This window comes from Bdellovibrio sp. HCB185ZH, from assembly GCF_047302455.1.
Classification (GTDB): domain Bacteria; phylum Bdellovibrionota; class Bdellovibrionia; order Bdellovibrionales; family Bdellovibrionaceae; genus Bdellovibrio.
This window is the reverse complement of the sequence record NZ_CP178624.1, coordinates 2,167,234-2,182,027: the sequence shown is the minus strand read 5'-3', so window position 1 is coordinate 2,182,027 and position 14,794 is coordinate 2,167,234. Positions and strand designations below refer to the sequence as shown.

At 44.9% G+C, this 14,794-nt stretch carries 18 protein-coding genes; 9 read left to right on the top strand and 9 right to left on the bottom strand.

The genetic code is table 11. The features are described from left to right. Positions 1 to 6 precede the first annotated feature (6 nt). The 5 genes from coxB to cyoE are packed head-to-tail and all read left to right on the top strand — an operon-like array spanning position 7 to position 4,465. On the top strand, positions 7 to 963 hold the full coding sequence (coxB, locus tag ACLSU7_RS10655) for a cytochrome c oxidase subunit II (protein WP_413291869.1): 957 nt from the start codon (positions 7 to 9) through the stop codon (positions 961 to 963). 12 nt (positions 964 to 975) lie between these two features. Beyond that, positions 976 to 2,589: a cytochrome c oxidase subunit I gene (ctaD, locus tag ACLSU7_RS10650; RefSeq protein WP_413291868.1), complete on the top strand. Its 1,614-nt coding sequence runs from the start codon at positions 976 to 978 to the stop codon at positions 2,587 to 2,589. Further along, positions 2,576 to 3,238, top strand: a complete 663-nt coding sequence (locus ACLSU7_RS10645; RefSeq protein ID WP_142698666.1) for a cytochrome c oxidase subunit 3 family protein — start codon at positions 2,576 to 2,578, stop codon at positions 3,236 to 3,238. Before ctaD ends, ACLSU7_RS10645 begins: the two co-directional genes overlap by 14 nt. A 2-nt stretch (positions 3,239 to 3,240) precedes the next feature. Next, positions 3,241 to 3,582: a cytochrome C oxidase subunit IV family protein gene (locus ACLSU7_RS10640; protein WP_413291867.1), complete on the top strand. Its 342-nt coding sequence runs from the start codon at positions 3,241 to 3,243 to the stop codon at positions 3,580 to 3,582. Between the two features lie 4 nt (positions 3,583 to 3,586). Next, positions 3,587 to 4,465, top strand: coding sequence for a heme o synthase (gene cyoE / locus ACLSU7_RS10635; protein WP_413291866.1), 879 nt, complete (start codon positions 3,587 to 3,589; stop codon positions 4,463 to 4,465). A gap of 52 nt (positions 4,466 to 4,517) precedes the next feature. On the opposite strand, the gene maiA is transcribed toward cyoE, so the two are convergent. Then, on the bottom strand, positions 4,518 to 5,177 hold the full coding sequence (maiA, locus tag ACLSU7_RS10630; RefSeq protein WP_413291864.1) for a maleylacetoacetate isomerase: 660 nt from the start codon (positions 5,175 to 5,177) through the stop codon (positions 4,518 to 4,520). Positions 5,178 to 5,237: 60 nt separating this feature from the next. Between maiA and ACLSU7_RS10625 the strand changes: the two genes are divergently transcribed. Genes ACLSU7_RS10625 through ACLSU7_RS10615 form a run of 3 tightly spaced genes read left to right on the top strand, consistent with a single transcriptional unit; the run spans position 5,238 to position 7,562 of the window. After that, positions 5,238 to 5,963, top strand: a complete 726-nt coding sequence (locus tag ACLSU7_RS10625; RefSeq protein WP_413291863.1) for a hypothetical protein — start codon at positions 5,238 to 5,240, stop codon at positions 5,961 to 5,963. Between the two features lie 39 nt (positions 5,964 to 6,002). Then, on the top strand, positions 6,003 to 6,572 hold the full coding sequence (locus tag ACLSU7_RS10620) for an outer membrane beta-barrel protein (RefSeq protein WP_413291862.1): 570 nt from the start codon (positions 6,003 to 6,005) through the stop codon (positions 6,570 to 6,572). 9 nt (positions 6,573 to 6,581) lie between these two features. Beyond that, positions 6,582 to 7,562: a fumarylacetoacetate hydrolase family protein gene (locus ACLSU7_RS10615; protein WP_413291861.1), complete on the top strand. Its 981-nt coding sequence runs from the start codon at positions 6,582 to 6,584 to the stop codon at positions 7,560 to 7,562. Positions 7,563 to 7,639: 77 nt separating this feature from the next. Here ACLSU7_RS10615 and ACLSU7_RS10610 read toward each other — a convergent pair whose 3' ends face one another. The 7 genes from ACLSU7_RS10610 to ACLSU7_RS10580 all read right to left on the bottom strand — a co-directional run bounded on the left by ACLSU7_RS10610 (position 7,640) and on the right by ACLSU7_RS10580 (position 13,111). Then, a complete protein-coding gene (locus ACLSU7_RS10610) occupies positions 7,640 to 8,182 on the bottom strand; it encodes a superoxide dismutase family protein (protein ID WP_413291860.1) in 543 nt (180 codons plus the stop codon). A 94-nt stretch (positions 8,183 to 8,276) separates the two neighbouring features. Then, positions 8,277 to 8,399, bottom strand: a complete 123-nt coding sequence (locus ACLSU7_RS10605) for a hypothetical protein (RefSeq protein WP_413291859.1) — start codon at positions 8,397 to 8,399, stop codon at positions 8,277 to 8,279. A 94-nt stretch (positions 8,400 to 8,493) separates the two neighbouring features. Then, positions 8,494 to 8,904, bottom strand: a complete 411-nt coding sequence (locus tag ACLSU7_RS10600; protein WP_413291858.1) for an OsmC family protein — start codon at positions 8,902 to 8,904, stop codon at positions 8,494 to 8,496. Positions 8,905 to 8,919: 15 nt separating this feature from the next. Next, positions 8,920 to 9,420 (bottom strand): response regulator, encoded by a 501-nt coding sequence (locus ACLSU7_RS10595; RefSeq protein ID WP_181605907.1) that lies wholly within the window; start codon positions 9,418 to 9,420, stop codon positions 8,920 to 8,922. A 9-nt stretch (positions 9,421 to 9,429) separates the two neighbouring features. Next, on the bottom strand, positions 9,430 to 12,399 hold the full coding sequence (locus ACLSU7_RS10590; RefSeq protein WP_413291857.1) for an ATP-binding protein: 2,970 nt from the start codon (positions 12,397 to 12,399) through the stop codon (positions 9,430 to 9,432). Positions 12,400 to 12,529: 130 nt separating this feature from the next. After that, positions 12,530 to 12,742 carry a hypothetical protein gene (locus tag ACLSU7_RS10585; RefSeq protein WP_413291856.1) on the bottom strand — a complete coding sequence of 71 codons (213 nt, stop codon included), beginning with the start codon at positions 12,740 to 12,742 and terminating at the stop codon, positions 12,530 to 12,532. A gap of 60 nt (positions 12,743 to 12,802) precedes the next feature. After that, positions 12,803 to 13,111 carry an Hpt domain-containing protein gene (locus ACLSU7_RS10580; protein WP_413291855.1) on the bottom strand — a complete coding sequence of 103 codons (309 nt, stop codon included), beginning with the start codon at positions 13,109 to 13,111 and terminating at the stop codon, positions 12,803 to 12,805. A gap of 125 nt (positions 13,112 to 13,236) precedes the next feature. On the opposite strand from ACLSU7_RS10580, the gene ACLSU7_RS10575 reads away from it, so the two are divergent. Further along, complete coding sequence (locus ACLSU7_RS10575; RefSeq protein WP_413291854.1) at positions 13,237 to 14,127, top strand: phosphate/phosphite/phosphonate ABC transporter substrate-binding protein; 891 nt, start codon at positions 13,237 to 13,239, stop codon at positions 14,125 to 14,127. Positions 14,128 to 14,157: 30 nt separating this feature from the next. Here the strand turns inward: ACLSU7_RS10575 and ACLSU7_RS10570 are convergent, their stop codons facing one another. Next, complete coding sequence (locus tag ACLSU7_RS10570; protein WP_413291853.1) at positions 14,158 to 14,733, bottom strand: hypothetical protein; 576 nt, start codon at positions 14,731 to 14,733, stop codon at positions 14,158 to 14,160. Positions 14,734 to 14,794: the final 61 nt, after the last annotated feature.

The following is a 14,794-nucleotide window of genomic DNA, read 5'->3' as shown; positions in this document are numbered from 1 at the left end:
AGGTACATGATGTGGTTTAATATTGCGAAGGCCCAATCCTTCATGCCAACGCAAGGAACCGAGATTGCCAAGCAGGTGGACAATCTTTACGGATTCTTGCTGATTACAAGTTTCATCGCCTGCGTGCTCGTCATCGGCGGCATGATTTACTTTGTAATGAAATACAAACGTAAATCAGACAACGACAAGACAGCATACATCTCTCACAACACAGCGTTGGAGTTCTTGTGGTCATTCATTCCACTTGTGATCTTCCTAGCGGTGTTCGCATGGGGTTGGTACATTTACCACGGCATGAGAACTATGCCGAAAGACGCGTTAGAAATTAACGTTCTTGGTAAGCAATGGGCTTGGGAAATCGAATATAAAAACGGTTTCAAAGCTGTGAACGAAGTTGTTGTTCCAGTGAACACAGACGTGAAGTTGCTTTTGACTTCTCAAGACGTGATCCACTCATTCTTCATCCCAAGCTTCCGTATTAAACAAGATGCCGTACCAGGCCGTTATACTGCTTTGTGGTTCCGTGCTGAAAAACTTGGTGAATTCCACGTTTTCTGTGCTGAGTACTGCGGTACTACTCACTCCGGTATGATCGGTAAAGTACGTGTTGTAACTCGCGCAGAGTTCGACAAGTACATGGAAGAGGGCCAAGAAGAAGGCCAATTGCCAATTGCTGAACGTGGTAAAAAACTTTTCGCGTTGAAAGCGTGCGCATCTTGCCACTCTGTCGACAATCCTGCAGCAAAAGTTGGTCCATCATTGTTCCAGGTATTTGGTCACGAAGTTGAAGTTGATGGCGGCGGAAAAGTTATCGCAGATGAAAACTACATCCGCGAATCTATTCTTCAGCCAAATGCTAAAATCGTAAAAGGTTTCCCTAAAGGCGTTATGCCAACGTTCCAGGGTCAGATTAACGAAAACGAACTTAACGCCCTTGTTGAGTACGTTAAGAGTTTGAAATAAGGAGTGCAGCTCATGGGTAGTCATTCATCATCAGCTCACGGCGAAAATTATATTAATTGTGAAAAAGGCCTATGGTCTTGGTTAACTACAGTTGACCATAAACGTATCGGTCTTATGTACATGATCGCGGTAATGTTCTTCTTCTTTGTCGGCGGGGTTATGGCCTTGCTTCTTCGTTTGGAACTTTTTGCTCCCAACGCGACAGCGGGAGTTGGACAAGTTCTGAAAAACGGCGACGTTTACAATCAGGTTCTGACTTATCACGGTGCGATCATGGTCTTCATGGTTATCATCCCTGGTATCCCGGCGATCCTGGGTAACTTCTTCCTTCCGGTTCAATTGGGCGCGAAGGACGTGGCTTTCCCTAAGATTAACTTGGCAAGCTGGTACGTATTCATGATCGGTGCTTTGATGGCAGTAGCGACTTTCTTCACTACTAGAATCGACACTGGTTGGACATTCTACACTCCTTACTCAATCCGCACAGGAACTGCGACAGTTCTGATGGTTATCGCGGCTTTCGTAATGGGTATGTCTTCGATCCTTACGGGTTTGAACTTCATCGTAACTGTTCACAAGCTAAGAGCACCGGGCATGACTATGCACCGTATGCCTTTGTTCGTTTGGGCACTTTACTCAACGGCGATCCTGCAAATGCTTGCAACTCCGGTTTTGGGTATCACGTTGATGTTGTTGGCAGCTGAGAAAATCTTCGGTGTTGGTATCTTCGATCCAGCATTGGGCGGTGACCCGGTATTGTTCCAACATTTCTTCTGGTTCTATTCGCATCCAGCGGTTTACATCATGATCCTTCCAGCGATGGGTGTTGTGTCTGAATTGATCACAACGTTCTCTCGCAAAGTGATCTTCGGTTACACAGCGATTGCATACTCTTCTCTAGGTATCGCAGCGGTGTCCTTCTTCGTATGGGGACATCACATGTTCGTATCTGGTCAGTCTGCGACTGCAGGTATCCTGTTCTCTTTCATCACGATGCTGGTTGGGGTTCCAACAGCGATCAAGATGTTCAACTGGGTAGCGACAATTTATAAAGGTTCTGTGAGCTTCGACTCTCCGATGTTGTTCGCTCTTGGTTTCTTGTTCTTGTTCGCGATCGGTGGTGTGACTGGTATCATGCTTGCGACTCTTCCAATCGACGTTCACTTCCACGATACATACTTCGTGGTAGCCCATTTCCACTATGTGATGGTGGGTGGTACGTTGATGGCTTTGATGGGTGGCTTCTATTACTGGTTCCCGAAAATGTTCGGTAAGACTTTCAACGAAGCAGCAGCTCGTATGTCTTTCGTGTTCATCTTCATTGGTTTCAACGTGACGTTCTTCCCTCAATTCATCTTGGGTGCGATGGGTATGCCACGTCGTTATTTCGACTACATCCCGAACTACGAACACTTGAATAAAGTTTCGACTGTAGGTTCTTGGTTGATCCTTACTGGTTTCTTGATCGGTCTTTACACGATCGTACAAGGTATCAGAAAAGGTGATAAGGCTCCGGCGAATCCATGGGGCGGTAAAACTCTTGAGTGGCAGACTTCATCTCCACCTCCACAATTTAACTTCGATGTTGAACCAGTAGTAACAGCGGGGCCTTATGAGTACAGATAATGTAGCAAATCCACACGCAGCACATGTGTCGCATCACTTTAAAGATGCGACTCAGGAATACGATAGCGGCAAGCAAGGTATTTGGTTGTTCATGGTTACCGAGATCCTTATGTTCGGCGCACTTTTGGTCGGCTACGGAATCTTCCATGCTATTTATCCAGAGATGTTCGCTGAAGGTGCTAAACAGCTTGATTGGAAATTGGGTTTCATCAATACCCTGGTTCTGATCTTCTCTTCTTTTACAATGGCGATCTCGATTCAATTGATCCAACGTAATCAAATCAAAAAGGCAGCGATGGCTTTGGCTATCACCATCCTTTGCGGTGCGATTTTCATGGTTATCAAATACTTCGAGTGGACTCACAAATTCCACATGGGCTTCTATCCAGGTCGTTTCTTGGATATGGCTAAAACGGGTGCAGAACACGCAAACCTTGGTATGTACTTCGGTTTCTATTTCTGTATGACAGGTCTACACGGTCTTCACGTGTTGATCGGTATGGGTTTGATCGCTTGGTTGTTGATCAGAACGATTCGTGGTGATTTCCACTCCCAATACTGGATCCCAGTAGAGGGCGTTGGTATCTTCTGGCATATCGTCGATTTGATCTGGATCTTCCTATTCCCTCTTCTTTATCTGGTGGGTTAACAATGGCAGCAGCAAATAATCATAAACACGACCCGAACGTTCTTCATCCACACATCTCTCCAACTTCCATGTACTTGAAAGTTGCGGGAGCATTGTTTGCGCTAACTATCTTGACGGTAGTTGCGCATCAATTCCACGTGGCATTGGGTGCCTTTGCAGCCGTGATCGCTTTCGCGATCGCTGCGGTAAAAGCAACTTTGGTTTTGTTGTACTTCATGCATTTGAAGGACGATAACAACATGAACCGTGTGATCTTCGCTTCTGGTTTCTTCTTTTTGATCGTTCTTCTTCTATTCTGCGTGGTGGATATCCTTACGCGCGTTGCAGAAGTAAGTCCTCTATAAGATCGTGTTAAAGACTTACGCGGATCTTACTAAGTTTGGCATAGTCGTGTTCTCCGTTCTTGCGGGGCTAGCCGGCTATGCCACTGGTTTTCAAAGCGAAAATCCTTTCGACTGGAAAGCCATCCTTGAAACTCTTCTTGGAATCTATTTCTTAAGCTCGGGTTCTTTGGCCTTGAATCAAGTTCAAGACTATAAGCTCGATGCAAAAATGCCCAGAACAGCCAATCGCCCGATCCCTGCAGGTCGTTTAAAACCAGCAGCTGCGGGTATTTTGTCTTTCTTCTTTTTGTTTGTGGGATTGCAGTTGTTATTCACAGTGCAACCGATGGCAGGATTCGTTGGTTTGATCTGTGTGCTTTTCTATAACGGTCCTTACACTCTGTATCTGAAAAAGAAATGGGCCTACGGAGCGGTGCCAGGTGCAATCCCTGGGGCATTGCCGGTGACGATCGGTTATGCCGCGGCAAATCCTGATATCTTTAATTCTGAATCGATCTATCTGTTCTTGATCATGTTCATCTGGCAGATGCCGCACTTTTGGGTGTTGGCGATTCGTTATAAAGATGACTATGCAGCAGGAGATATTCCGGTTCTTCCCGTGGCTCGCGGAATTGATAAGACTCTTCAGCAAATCGCACTTTGGACATTTGCTTATGTAGGCGTCGCTTTAGCGGCTCCTCTGTTCGTTCATGCAAGCTGGCTTTATATTCTTCTGACTATTCCATTCGTTTTCAAAGTTTTGCAGGAGCTTTATCGCTACTATAAATCTCACGGGACTGAACGTTGGTTGGCCTTCTTTATGTGGCTCAACGTGAGTATGCTGATTTTCATCATCATCCCGGTCGTAGATAAGTGGCACTTCCTGATCACCGAAAACAGATAATGAAAAAAGCCCGGTCTCCCGGGCTTTTTTCATTTGGCTATCCAAGCTTACTCTATGGCTTGCGTAAATCTTCCGGCGTATCGATCTGACGGCTAAAGTGCGCTTTGATAAACATTGGGTGCTTATCCAGGTTATCAAAAATCTTCATCACTGTTGGATACTTGGAAAGGTCCACGTGAAAGCGCTGGCAAGTGATGATCTGCGGATAAAGAACGATATCCGCCATAGTAACCTCATCACCAAAGCAATATTTTCCTGCGAACTCAGGCAATGTTTTTTCCAAAGCATCCAAACCTTGCATCACCCATTTTTGCACCCATTGGTCCTTTTGCGCTTGTGAGTAGTCATGGGTTTCACCCAAATACTTTGTCACTTTCAAGTTTCCATAAGGATGCATGGATGCATTTACGATCTCACAAATCTGACGAACACGGGCACGGTGATAAGGATCTTTCGGCATGATCGATGGAGTTGGATGGATCTCTTCCAAATATTCAAGAATCGCCATTGAATCAGGAATGATTTTTCCATCGTGAATTAACGTCGGAATTCCACCCAAGGGATTTAACTTACGATAATCTGAAGAGTGCTGTTCGTCCTTCAGCAGATTGATGGGCTTGTATTCGAAGGGGATGTTTTTCAAGTGAAAGGCCACGCGGGCGCGGAAGGAAGTGGAGCTTCGAAAATAGTTGTAAAGCACGAACGAGGTCATATACTAACTCCTGTTGAGGCGCATAATTAACAACTCAGATTCTTATCAAAGGGCGTTTTAATGCCAAGCAGATTTATCTTTTCGTTACGCTTTTCCTCCAAGGTCATGGTTAAGCTTGCGAAGTTGTCTCTTGCCATGGTTCTGTTCATGAGTCTTTTCAGGCTGAACCTTTTCTTTCTATCCGCATTTGCCAAAGTCGAACAGGCAACACTTCTGGAAATCGTTCAGTCTTTTGTAGCCGGAATTCGTTTTGATCTTTTGATTCTTGGCTTTTTGTTGCTTCCGATATATTTCCTTTTGATGATTCAGGCAGTTTCGGAGAAATGGCCAAACTGGAGTTTCGTTCTTTATAAAATCTATTTCGCCATCATTTGGTTCATTATCTGTGTCATGTCTTTCGTGGATTTCTTTACTTATGCTCACCATGGCCGTCGCATGAGATTTGCGGAATATTCCAGTTGGACGCCGGACCTAACATGGGAACAGATGCATGCTTTGCAAACCAATCAGGTGATCTTCTTTACGATCAGTACGGTGATTCTGTTTTCTTTGGGTTACATGATGATCCGAGGTATGCAGTTTGGTCAGTGGAAGGACGAATACTCTCCTCAAAAGGGCTCGTACTGGGAGATGGCATTGCGCATCGTAGTGCCATTGCTTCTGATAGTTTTAGCTGCGCGTGGCACCGTGGAACCTCATCATTTAGCTTTAGAACACAGTCAGGTTTCAAATATTAGTGCGTTGAATGAAATGGCTCTGAATGCCGTTTGGTGTTTTGATAAATAGAAAAACTTGTGGGAGACTAGGCCCACAAGGAGTTTTCTCATGAAAAAACTGGCACTGTCTTTACTTGTCGTTTCTGGTCTTTTCTCTTCTGCAGCATTTGCTGACCTTAATTATGGAATTGAAGCGGGTATGCGCAGTCAATCTGGCGATACAGATGTAACTGGCGGCTCTACAGATTCTCAAACTGCGATGCAAGTGGGTATGTTCGGTATTATGCCTATCAGTGGCGCCTGGAATATCCGTACGGGGTTGCTTTACACTCAACGTCCTTTGACTGAAAAAATCAGTGGCATTGAAAACAAAATCGACATGAACTATGTCGATATCCCATTCAACATCATGTACAAATTCGAAGAATATGCAGGCGTGTACCTGGGTGTAAATCTTGCGATCAACATGGATAAAAAATGTAGCGCTGCTGGATGCACAGTAAGTGACGTGACATCTCCACTGATTCCATTGGTGGTGGGCGCGGCTTTCAAATTCTCTCCAAATTTCGGTGTAAATGTTTACTTTGAAAGTGCCAGCGGAAAAGTTGTTTCTGTAAACAACCATGATCTTAAAAACTACCGCGCAGTTGGCGCGAACTTGCTTCTGACTTTTGACTAAGGATATTTTGTGAAATTAGGTTCTCTGAAATCAGCTCAAAGTTTGGACGGTGATCTGTGTGTGATCAGCCGTGATTTGAAAACAGCGGTCAAAGCGACTCACATCGCTCCGAACTTGCGCGAGGCTATGGAAAAGTGGTCCACGAAAGAAGCTGATTTAAAAAAATTGTACAACGATTTGAACGAGGGCAAGGCTTCTGCTGCTTTTCCTGTGAATGAAAAAGACTTCCATTCCGCTTTGCCAAGAACTTGGTTGTTCGCGGATGGTTCTGCTTTCATCTATCACATCAAACTTGTACGTAAAGCTCGTAATGCTCCATTGCCAGAAACTTTGTCGACAGTGCCTTTGATGTATCAAGGGGAGTGTGGGCAGTTCCTGGCGCCGACAGAAGATATTCCACAGCGTGATTTCGCGCATGGAACGGACTTTGAGGGTGAAGTGGGCGTCGTTACTGATTTTGTTCCAATGGGCGTAACTCCTGAGGAAGCTTTAAAACACATCAAACTTTTCGTGTTGATTAACGACGTCTCTTTGCGTGGTTTGATCCCTGAGGAACTTGCCGGTGGTTTTGGCTTCTTCCAAAGCAAGCCAGCTTCTGCGCTGTCTCCTTTCGCAGTAACAGCGGACGAGTTGGCAGAGGGATACAAAGACGGACGCGTTCATTTGCCACTGGATGTAACTTATAACGGTGAGTTCTTCGGTAAAGCCAATGCGGGTGCGATGCACTTTCACTTTGGTCAATTGATCGCTCACGCAGCCAGAACACGCAACCTGCCAGCGGGAGCGGTGATCGGCAGCGGTACCGTTTCCAATGAAGATCATACGAAAGGCTCCAGCTGCTTGGCTGAGAAACGCATGATTGAACAAATTGAAACAGGTTCAATCAAAACGCCATTCATGAAGGCCGGCGATACGATTCAAATGCAGATGAATAATTCCAAAGGTGAAAATATCTTTGGAAAGATCTCTCAGAAAGTTCGTTCCGTTTAACGAACGGAATTTTCAAGCGGATATAAAAAAAATGCCGGGGAGACCCGGCATTTTTTATTTCTAATTTAAATCAGAAATTACATTGCTTCGATAACGCCGCAAGCTTCACGAGCTCCAGAGTTACCAGCAGGTTGAGATTTCAAATCGTCTTTACCTTTGTGGATAACGATAGATTTACCGATGATGCCTTCTGGGCCATTCAAAGCGGCTTTCAAAGTCATAGTCGTGTTGCCTTTACCTTTTTTATCAGCCATCAAGTTACCCAAGTCACCAACGTGGCGCTCTTCAGCTGTTGGAGAACCGTGTTTTTTGCTTGTTGGATTGAAGTGACCACCTGCAGATGTGAAATCACCTTCGCAAGTTCCAACTTCATGGATATGGAAACCATGAGGACCGGCTTTCAAACCATCGATCATCGTTTCAACTTTAATTTCGCCGTTTTCTTCAGTGAAGTGAACAACGCCTTTAATTTTAGAGCCTTTTGCTGCTTTCAATACAGCTTGAGCTTTTGTTGGAGGCGGTGGTGTTGCAGGAGCGGCTGCTACAACTGGTGCTTCCTCTTTGTGAGCGCAAGCGCCGATAAGCAATGCTGCAAGGACTGGTGCGATATATCTTTTCATGTTTATTCTCCCTTTAGTTGAATGCTTACATTCCGATTGTTGCCGGAGTAAAAATACATGGAAAGATGGTCACAGATTTTTATGAGGCTGTCATTTATTGATTCGCAGCTAGACGAATTAGCTCCACGGTCACAAAAGTAACGATGTAAAAGGCTAAGACTTTGCGTCCAGTTCTGATTTTAGAAGCGAGTAGTGCGCGAGTACCAAGTGTGGTCATAACGACCCCCTTTACATATTTAGTATCGGGCTTTCATCGTTATAGATCCAATTGATTATCTTTACTGGCCTTATAGATAAATGCTATAAGGCAACTAGGCTATATCATAGTGAAATAACACGGGAATTTGCATGTCTGGATGCATGCTCTCTTTCACCGGGCAGCCCAAAGCAAAGCCTTCGATCTTTTTGCGATAGTCATGGGGAATGCTCATTGGCAAATGTAGGACGACATTTAATTTCGCAATTCTTCTGGGATTGGCGACCATCTCTTTTTCAACAGAGGCCCATGCGCCTTTAAGTACGATTCCGTCTTTTTCAGAATGAATTGCCATGGTGGTCAGCATGCAACTTCCCATCGCAGCTCCCACTAAATCTGTCGGGGAGAAAAGTTCACCCTTACCGTGATTATCTTTGGGAGCGTCGGTTGAAATTCGAGCGCTGGAGGGTTCATGCGTGATTTCGCAATGCTTTTCACCTTGATAGTGGGTCGTCGATTTTACCATGGGACCTTCCAGGAACTAATTAGACATCTGGTCGATAATTTTACGCAGACGCATCTCTGATGATTTAGACATGTCGTTATAGAGTTTGCGAAGATGTGTGGATTGAACCGCATCTCCTTTAGAGGCTTTCATCTCGCGACCAATTTTGATCGCAGAGCAGACGCTTTCAATAACGAATTTTCTTTTTGAATCTTTAGTGATGAAGTCGAAGGCTCCCAAGGAAAGGGCTTCCAGGGCACGGGCGTGATCACCATGCGCTGTCAAAACCACGAAAGGAGTCATGTGACCCAATGAGCGAACATAGGCCAAAAACTTAAGACCATTCATTTGTGGCATTTCGATATCTGATAGAATCGTATCGAATTCTTTGGTTTTCACGTATTGCAAAGCTGCGGCACCGTTTTCAGCCTCAACGATTTCATCGACGAACTCTTTCAAGAAATGTTTAAGGAGCTCGCGAATATCCGCGTCGTCCTCAACAATCAGCAATCTGCTTTTTTCTTCTTGTGGATTCATCTCGTATCCTTAGTTCATCGTGTAACGGTTAATCACGCCAAGCAGAACATCTTTCTTAAATGGTTTTGTGACGTGATCATCACAGCCCGCATTCAAAGACTTTTGCTTGTCGTCAGAAAGGGCGTGCGCCGTCAGTGCGATGATTGGAATATGTGAATGCTGTGTTGTGCGTTCCCATTCCCGGATAATCGACGTGGCTGCGTAGCCATCCATTTCTGGCATCTGAACGTCCATAAAGACGATATCAAACTCGCTCGATTTTATCTTATCTACAGCTTCAAGTCCATTCTCGGCTTCAATTATTTCAAATGGCTGGTTCTTAAAGAAATGCGTAAATAAGATGCGATTGTCTTCGGTATCATCCGCTAGCAAAATACGAATCTTTCTGAATTTGTCCAGATCACGGGCTTCTATTTGATCAGCAAATGAAAGTAGGTTCGTTTCCGGCATTCTAGGGGTTATCTGAAGACCCGGCGACTGTTCGCGGTAAGGAACTGTAAAGAAGAATGTTGTTCCTGCGTTCTCGCGGCTCTTAAACCAAATCTGACCACCCATAAGTTCGACAAGGCTTTTAGAAATCGCCAGTCCCAGTCCGGTTCCACCATAGCGGCGCGTGATTGAACTGTCTGCCTGGGAAAACTTCTGGAATATCAAATGTTGTTTTTGTGGAGCAATACCCACGCCTGTGTCGCTGACGCTGATCAAAAGGCTGTCTTTCTTAGTTGGATTCTTGGCCACGGAAACTTTGATTTCACCGCGTTCCGTGAACTTAATTGAGTTGCTCACCAGATTAATCAGAACTTGACGTAATTTGGTTGGATCGCCCATTAAGAATGTGCTGACGCCGGGTCCAATGTCGAAGGAGTATTCTACGCCCTTAATTTGTGCGCGTGGACGCATCATCTCCTGAACATCAGTCATCATCTTGTGAAGTTCGAACGAAATATTTTCGATGGAAACTTCCCCAGCCTCAATTTTGGACAGATCCAAAATATCATTGATCAAGGTCATCAAGACATCGCTGGCTTTTTGGAAAATCGTTAAATAGTAACGTTGATCTGGATCAAGCTTGGTGTCTTTCAATAGTTCGGCCATACCCATAATGGCGTTCATAGGCGTACGAATTTCGTGAGACATATGAGCCAGGAATTGCGATTTTGCCAAAGACGACTTTAAGGCCTCATCTTTCATGGCAATCAATTCTTGTTCAGCCTTTTTCATCTGTGTGATGTCCTGGTTAATACCCCAAGTACACACAGGATTTTTCTTATCGTCGTATTCGGTAAGTCCCATCAAGTTTGTCCAGATAAACTCGTGGGTGTCGGCTCTGCGTACGCGAATCTCAAAGTGGAATTCACGGATGCCAGAGCCAGATTGTTTTAGCGCGGTCTCCAGAATGTGAACGTCTTCATGGTGAACCATTGCTTTGAACAGGTCATAGCTTGGTTGAACTTCATTGGGATTTAAACCTAAGAGTTTAAACTGCTCATCCGACCAGATCATTTTTCCCAAGCGCAAGTCCCAACGGAACGACCCCGTTTTGGAAATCACTTGGGACGCCTTCAGCAGATCTTCTTTCATACGGAGTTCGCGTTCGGCTTCAAGCTTCCAGCGTAAGTCATCCCCGACAATCACAAATCTTTCGCGTCCAGCAGAATTGTTCATTGGAACCGTAGTGATCGCCAAAGGAATGCGTTCCCCAGAAAGACACTTCAAGTGAGCCTCTGTTCTTTGCTGATCGATGAGATCTTTCAGATCCAGCTCCAACCACAAAGACAATTCAGAACCGATTAGTGCTGCTTCAGGAGTCCCTATAAGTTCATTCGCGATGGGATTTGATTTGCGAATGATGGCTTTTAAACTGCCACCGAAGCCTGGGATAATCTCAACCATGAACATCACTTTGTTCAAAGTGCGCACGACTTGTTCCAGGACGGTTTTTTCCTGTTGTTCCTGACCGTAGGAGTTTGCGAGTTTATTAAAGTCCTTAAAAATATTTGCGAACTCGTCCTGTGACGAATAGCTGATTTCCTGAATTTTATTTCCCTGGGCACTGATGCGTGAATGCAGAAAGTTGAGGGGTTGAATCAACTGCTTAGAAAAGAAAAAACCAATCAAGAGTGAGATCAAAAGGAACAGTGAGCCGATAATCACAAAAATAATAAGATAGTGATTAATCGGTCCCGTTGTTTCATTGAAGTTCGACTTCGCAACCAAAATCCATTCGACGCCGCCAGGCAGTTGCACTTTCCCGATGGACATCAAACTGACGGCATTCAAGTAATCAGTGCCGGTTTCCAGGATGTCATCGTTACGCAGATAATGACGAATTTTATCTGCCGGAAGACTTACCGCCATGGCCGTCGTGCCCCGATCTTTCACGATTTGCGGGACTTGAGATTTATTGGAGCTTGAAAACAGTTTTTGAAACTCACCTGGATTTTCATAGTTCAGGCGAGAGTTGTTACGCATGAATCCGTCAGGACCGTAAGCAATCACCTCTCCCGTTTCGCGCAAGCCCGAGCGCTTCCATTGAAAATTATCGCTCAGGATCTGATCAAAGCGATCCAAAGAGATTTGAAAAACCAAAGTCCCAACATAGTTTTTTTGATCATAAATAGGTGCAGCAATGTAAGAGACATATTCGGGCAAAATACCGGCAAGCGGTGCAAAGTCAAAGAAACGAAAGGTTTGCGGGGGAGCACTTTGTGACCAGCGGTAAACATCTGTCAATCGGGTCGCACTGAAAATCCCCGTGTTAAGATTGGCTCCCAATTCGAAACCTTTTTGCATGGAATAAACAACGACGCCGTCTTTATCCAGCAAAAGTGCATCCGCCATTTGAAAGCGATCTGCGATCTCCGACATAAAAGTGTGAATATCACTGTGAGTTTTAAAATAACCATACGGATCTGTGGTTTTTAAAGTCGTCACATTGCGCGGAAGACTTTCATTGCGTTCAGCCTCCTGCAGAATCATCGACTGAAGAATAACTGCGGCTTTGCCAAGACGGGCGGCGATGTTTTTTTCCTCTTCAAAACCGGGCTTGTTTTTGTAATACGAACTGACGATGCGAATATCTTTGGCGGGAGCGATTTCCCCGGGACTGTCAGAGATTTTTTTTTAAGTTGGCGTGGAAGGCCACCACGGAATCGCGCACGCGCCCCATTTCCGCAGCGACCAAAAGGTTATTACCAAGAATTTCTAGATCAGTTTTTAGGGCTTGAGTGCGATTCAGACGAATTTGAATCAGGCGTTCGGAGTGACCGCTTTGAAGTGAGGAGGTTCCCACTTTATAGCCCATTGTTCCGGCGGCAATCATGGCTCCAGTAACAATGAGCAGTGTAAAGAGGAGTATCCTAACCCGTATCGTCATCGTCGCCTAGGACATTGGAACAAATTGAATTTCAATATTTTCGAAATGGTTTTTCATCTCTTGCGCAAGAGTCGCTAGTTGAGAGCCTTCGTTATTTTTAGAAAGCTTTTCCATTTGCGCGGCAATTTCGCTTAACTTCATGAAACCGTAACTGGAAGCTGCGCCCTTGATTTTATGGGTTAAAGCCGCGATGGCTGGAAGATCATTTTTTGCAATGAGCTCTTCAAGGGTCAAAATGTCCTTTTTGCGATTCTCAGTGAACTGCGGAATCAGATCTTGAAGATCAGCGTCGATTTCTACTTTGATTTTTGCCATAGATGGGTCGGTTATCCTTTTTAGTGTTGCTCATTACAATAAAATTTAGTTTACGAATGCGTTTATTGCATAGATTTAATATCAGCGGTAAATTCCTCCTGCACACCACTTATGGGGCTGAATTTATGAAGAAAATACTCATATTCCTGACACTCCTTTCCGCGCTTTCGTGCACTTCAAAGCACGAGCTTGGGTCAGAGGGAAATCCCATCCATTTTGCTCTAGTTCCCGGGCAAGATGCAGCCGTTTTGTTAGAAAACGGGAAAATTTTAGAGCAGTGGTTGCGCGATCAAACTGGCTTGGTTGTTAAGATCCAGGTCCCCGCAAATTTTGTGGCTGTTATTGAGGGCTTAGGATCCCAGCGCGTGGATTTCGCAATCATCAATACGTTTGGATATATTTTGGCCCACGACAAGTACCAGGCCAATGCGGTTTTGATTGGAGAAAATAATGGTCGCTCTGAATATTGGGGGCAAATCATAGCGAAAAATCCAAAAATTAAATCACTCAAAGATCTGAATGGCGGAAAAATCGCATATGTTGATCCCGCATCGACGTCGGGATATGTGCTTCCAGCAACGCTTTTAAAGGAAGCTGGAGTCAAACCTCGGGAAGTCGTTTTTGCGGGTAAGCACGACAGCGTCGTCACCATGGTTTATCAAGGACAGGTGGACGCCGGAGCGACTTATCACACTCCACCTGAAGACGGAAAGCCACAAGATGCGCGTCGCTTGGTGCTGACACAATTCCCTGATGTATTTGAAAAAGTGCGGATCATCGCAATGACCGGATCGATTCCCAGTGATCCCGTGGTATTTCGTGCAGGCTTCCCAACGGACCAGCAAAAGAAATTGGTCGAAGCGCTTAAAAGTTTTTCCACTGCACCGAATGGAAAGCAGACTTTACGAAAGCTCTATCACATCACTAATTTTAAAGATTGTACGGATCAGACATTCGATCCGGTTAGAAAGATCCTGCTCAGTCTGGGGCAGAGTGCTCAGGATCTTGTAAAGTAGCTGGTTTACTTTTCGGCTTCCCCGAACTCATTAAAACATAAATGGCATGCTTACACTGATCATGCTGACTTTGTTACCAAAATCATCAAGGCTGGGAATGGAGCCCCAGTTGCCGGTGCCTTTGGAGTATTTCAGATCCATGTACTCAAAGTTGACTGCGACCACGAAAATTTTAATTCCCACTCCGAATTTTGGCCCCTTGGCTTCTTCGAACTTCACGTCAAACAAACCGCTTTCTTCTGGATCAAGAGTGCCTCCCGCAACATATCCAGCCCATAAACGCAGACCCAGCAGCGGCGTTTGCACACCGATAATTCCGCCGAAAGTGCTCGAGGTGGCGTCAGCTTCATAACCCGTATTTTCGTGTTTGAATTTTGGTTTTGAATAGGAACCATCAAGTCCCACGAATAACTTTTGATCCACGAAGTGCATGCCTAGTTTCAAATCCACGCCCATGCCTTTGGTAGTTGCTTCAGAGTCGTCGATGTCTACTGTACCCTTGCCACTTTCATAAAAAAGCGCCGGTTCAAAGTAAAAACCTGCTGCCATGGACTGCGCAGAAAAAAGCAGAATAGCGGCCGTAAAAGCCAACTTTAAAAACTTCATGAATGACCTCCATGGAAATTAGGTTACTTCGAGTTGGAGTTAACGTCGCACTGTGTTTTAT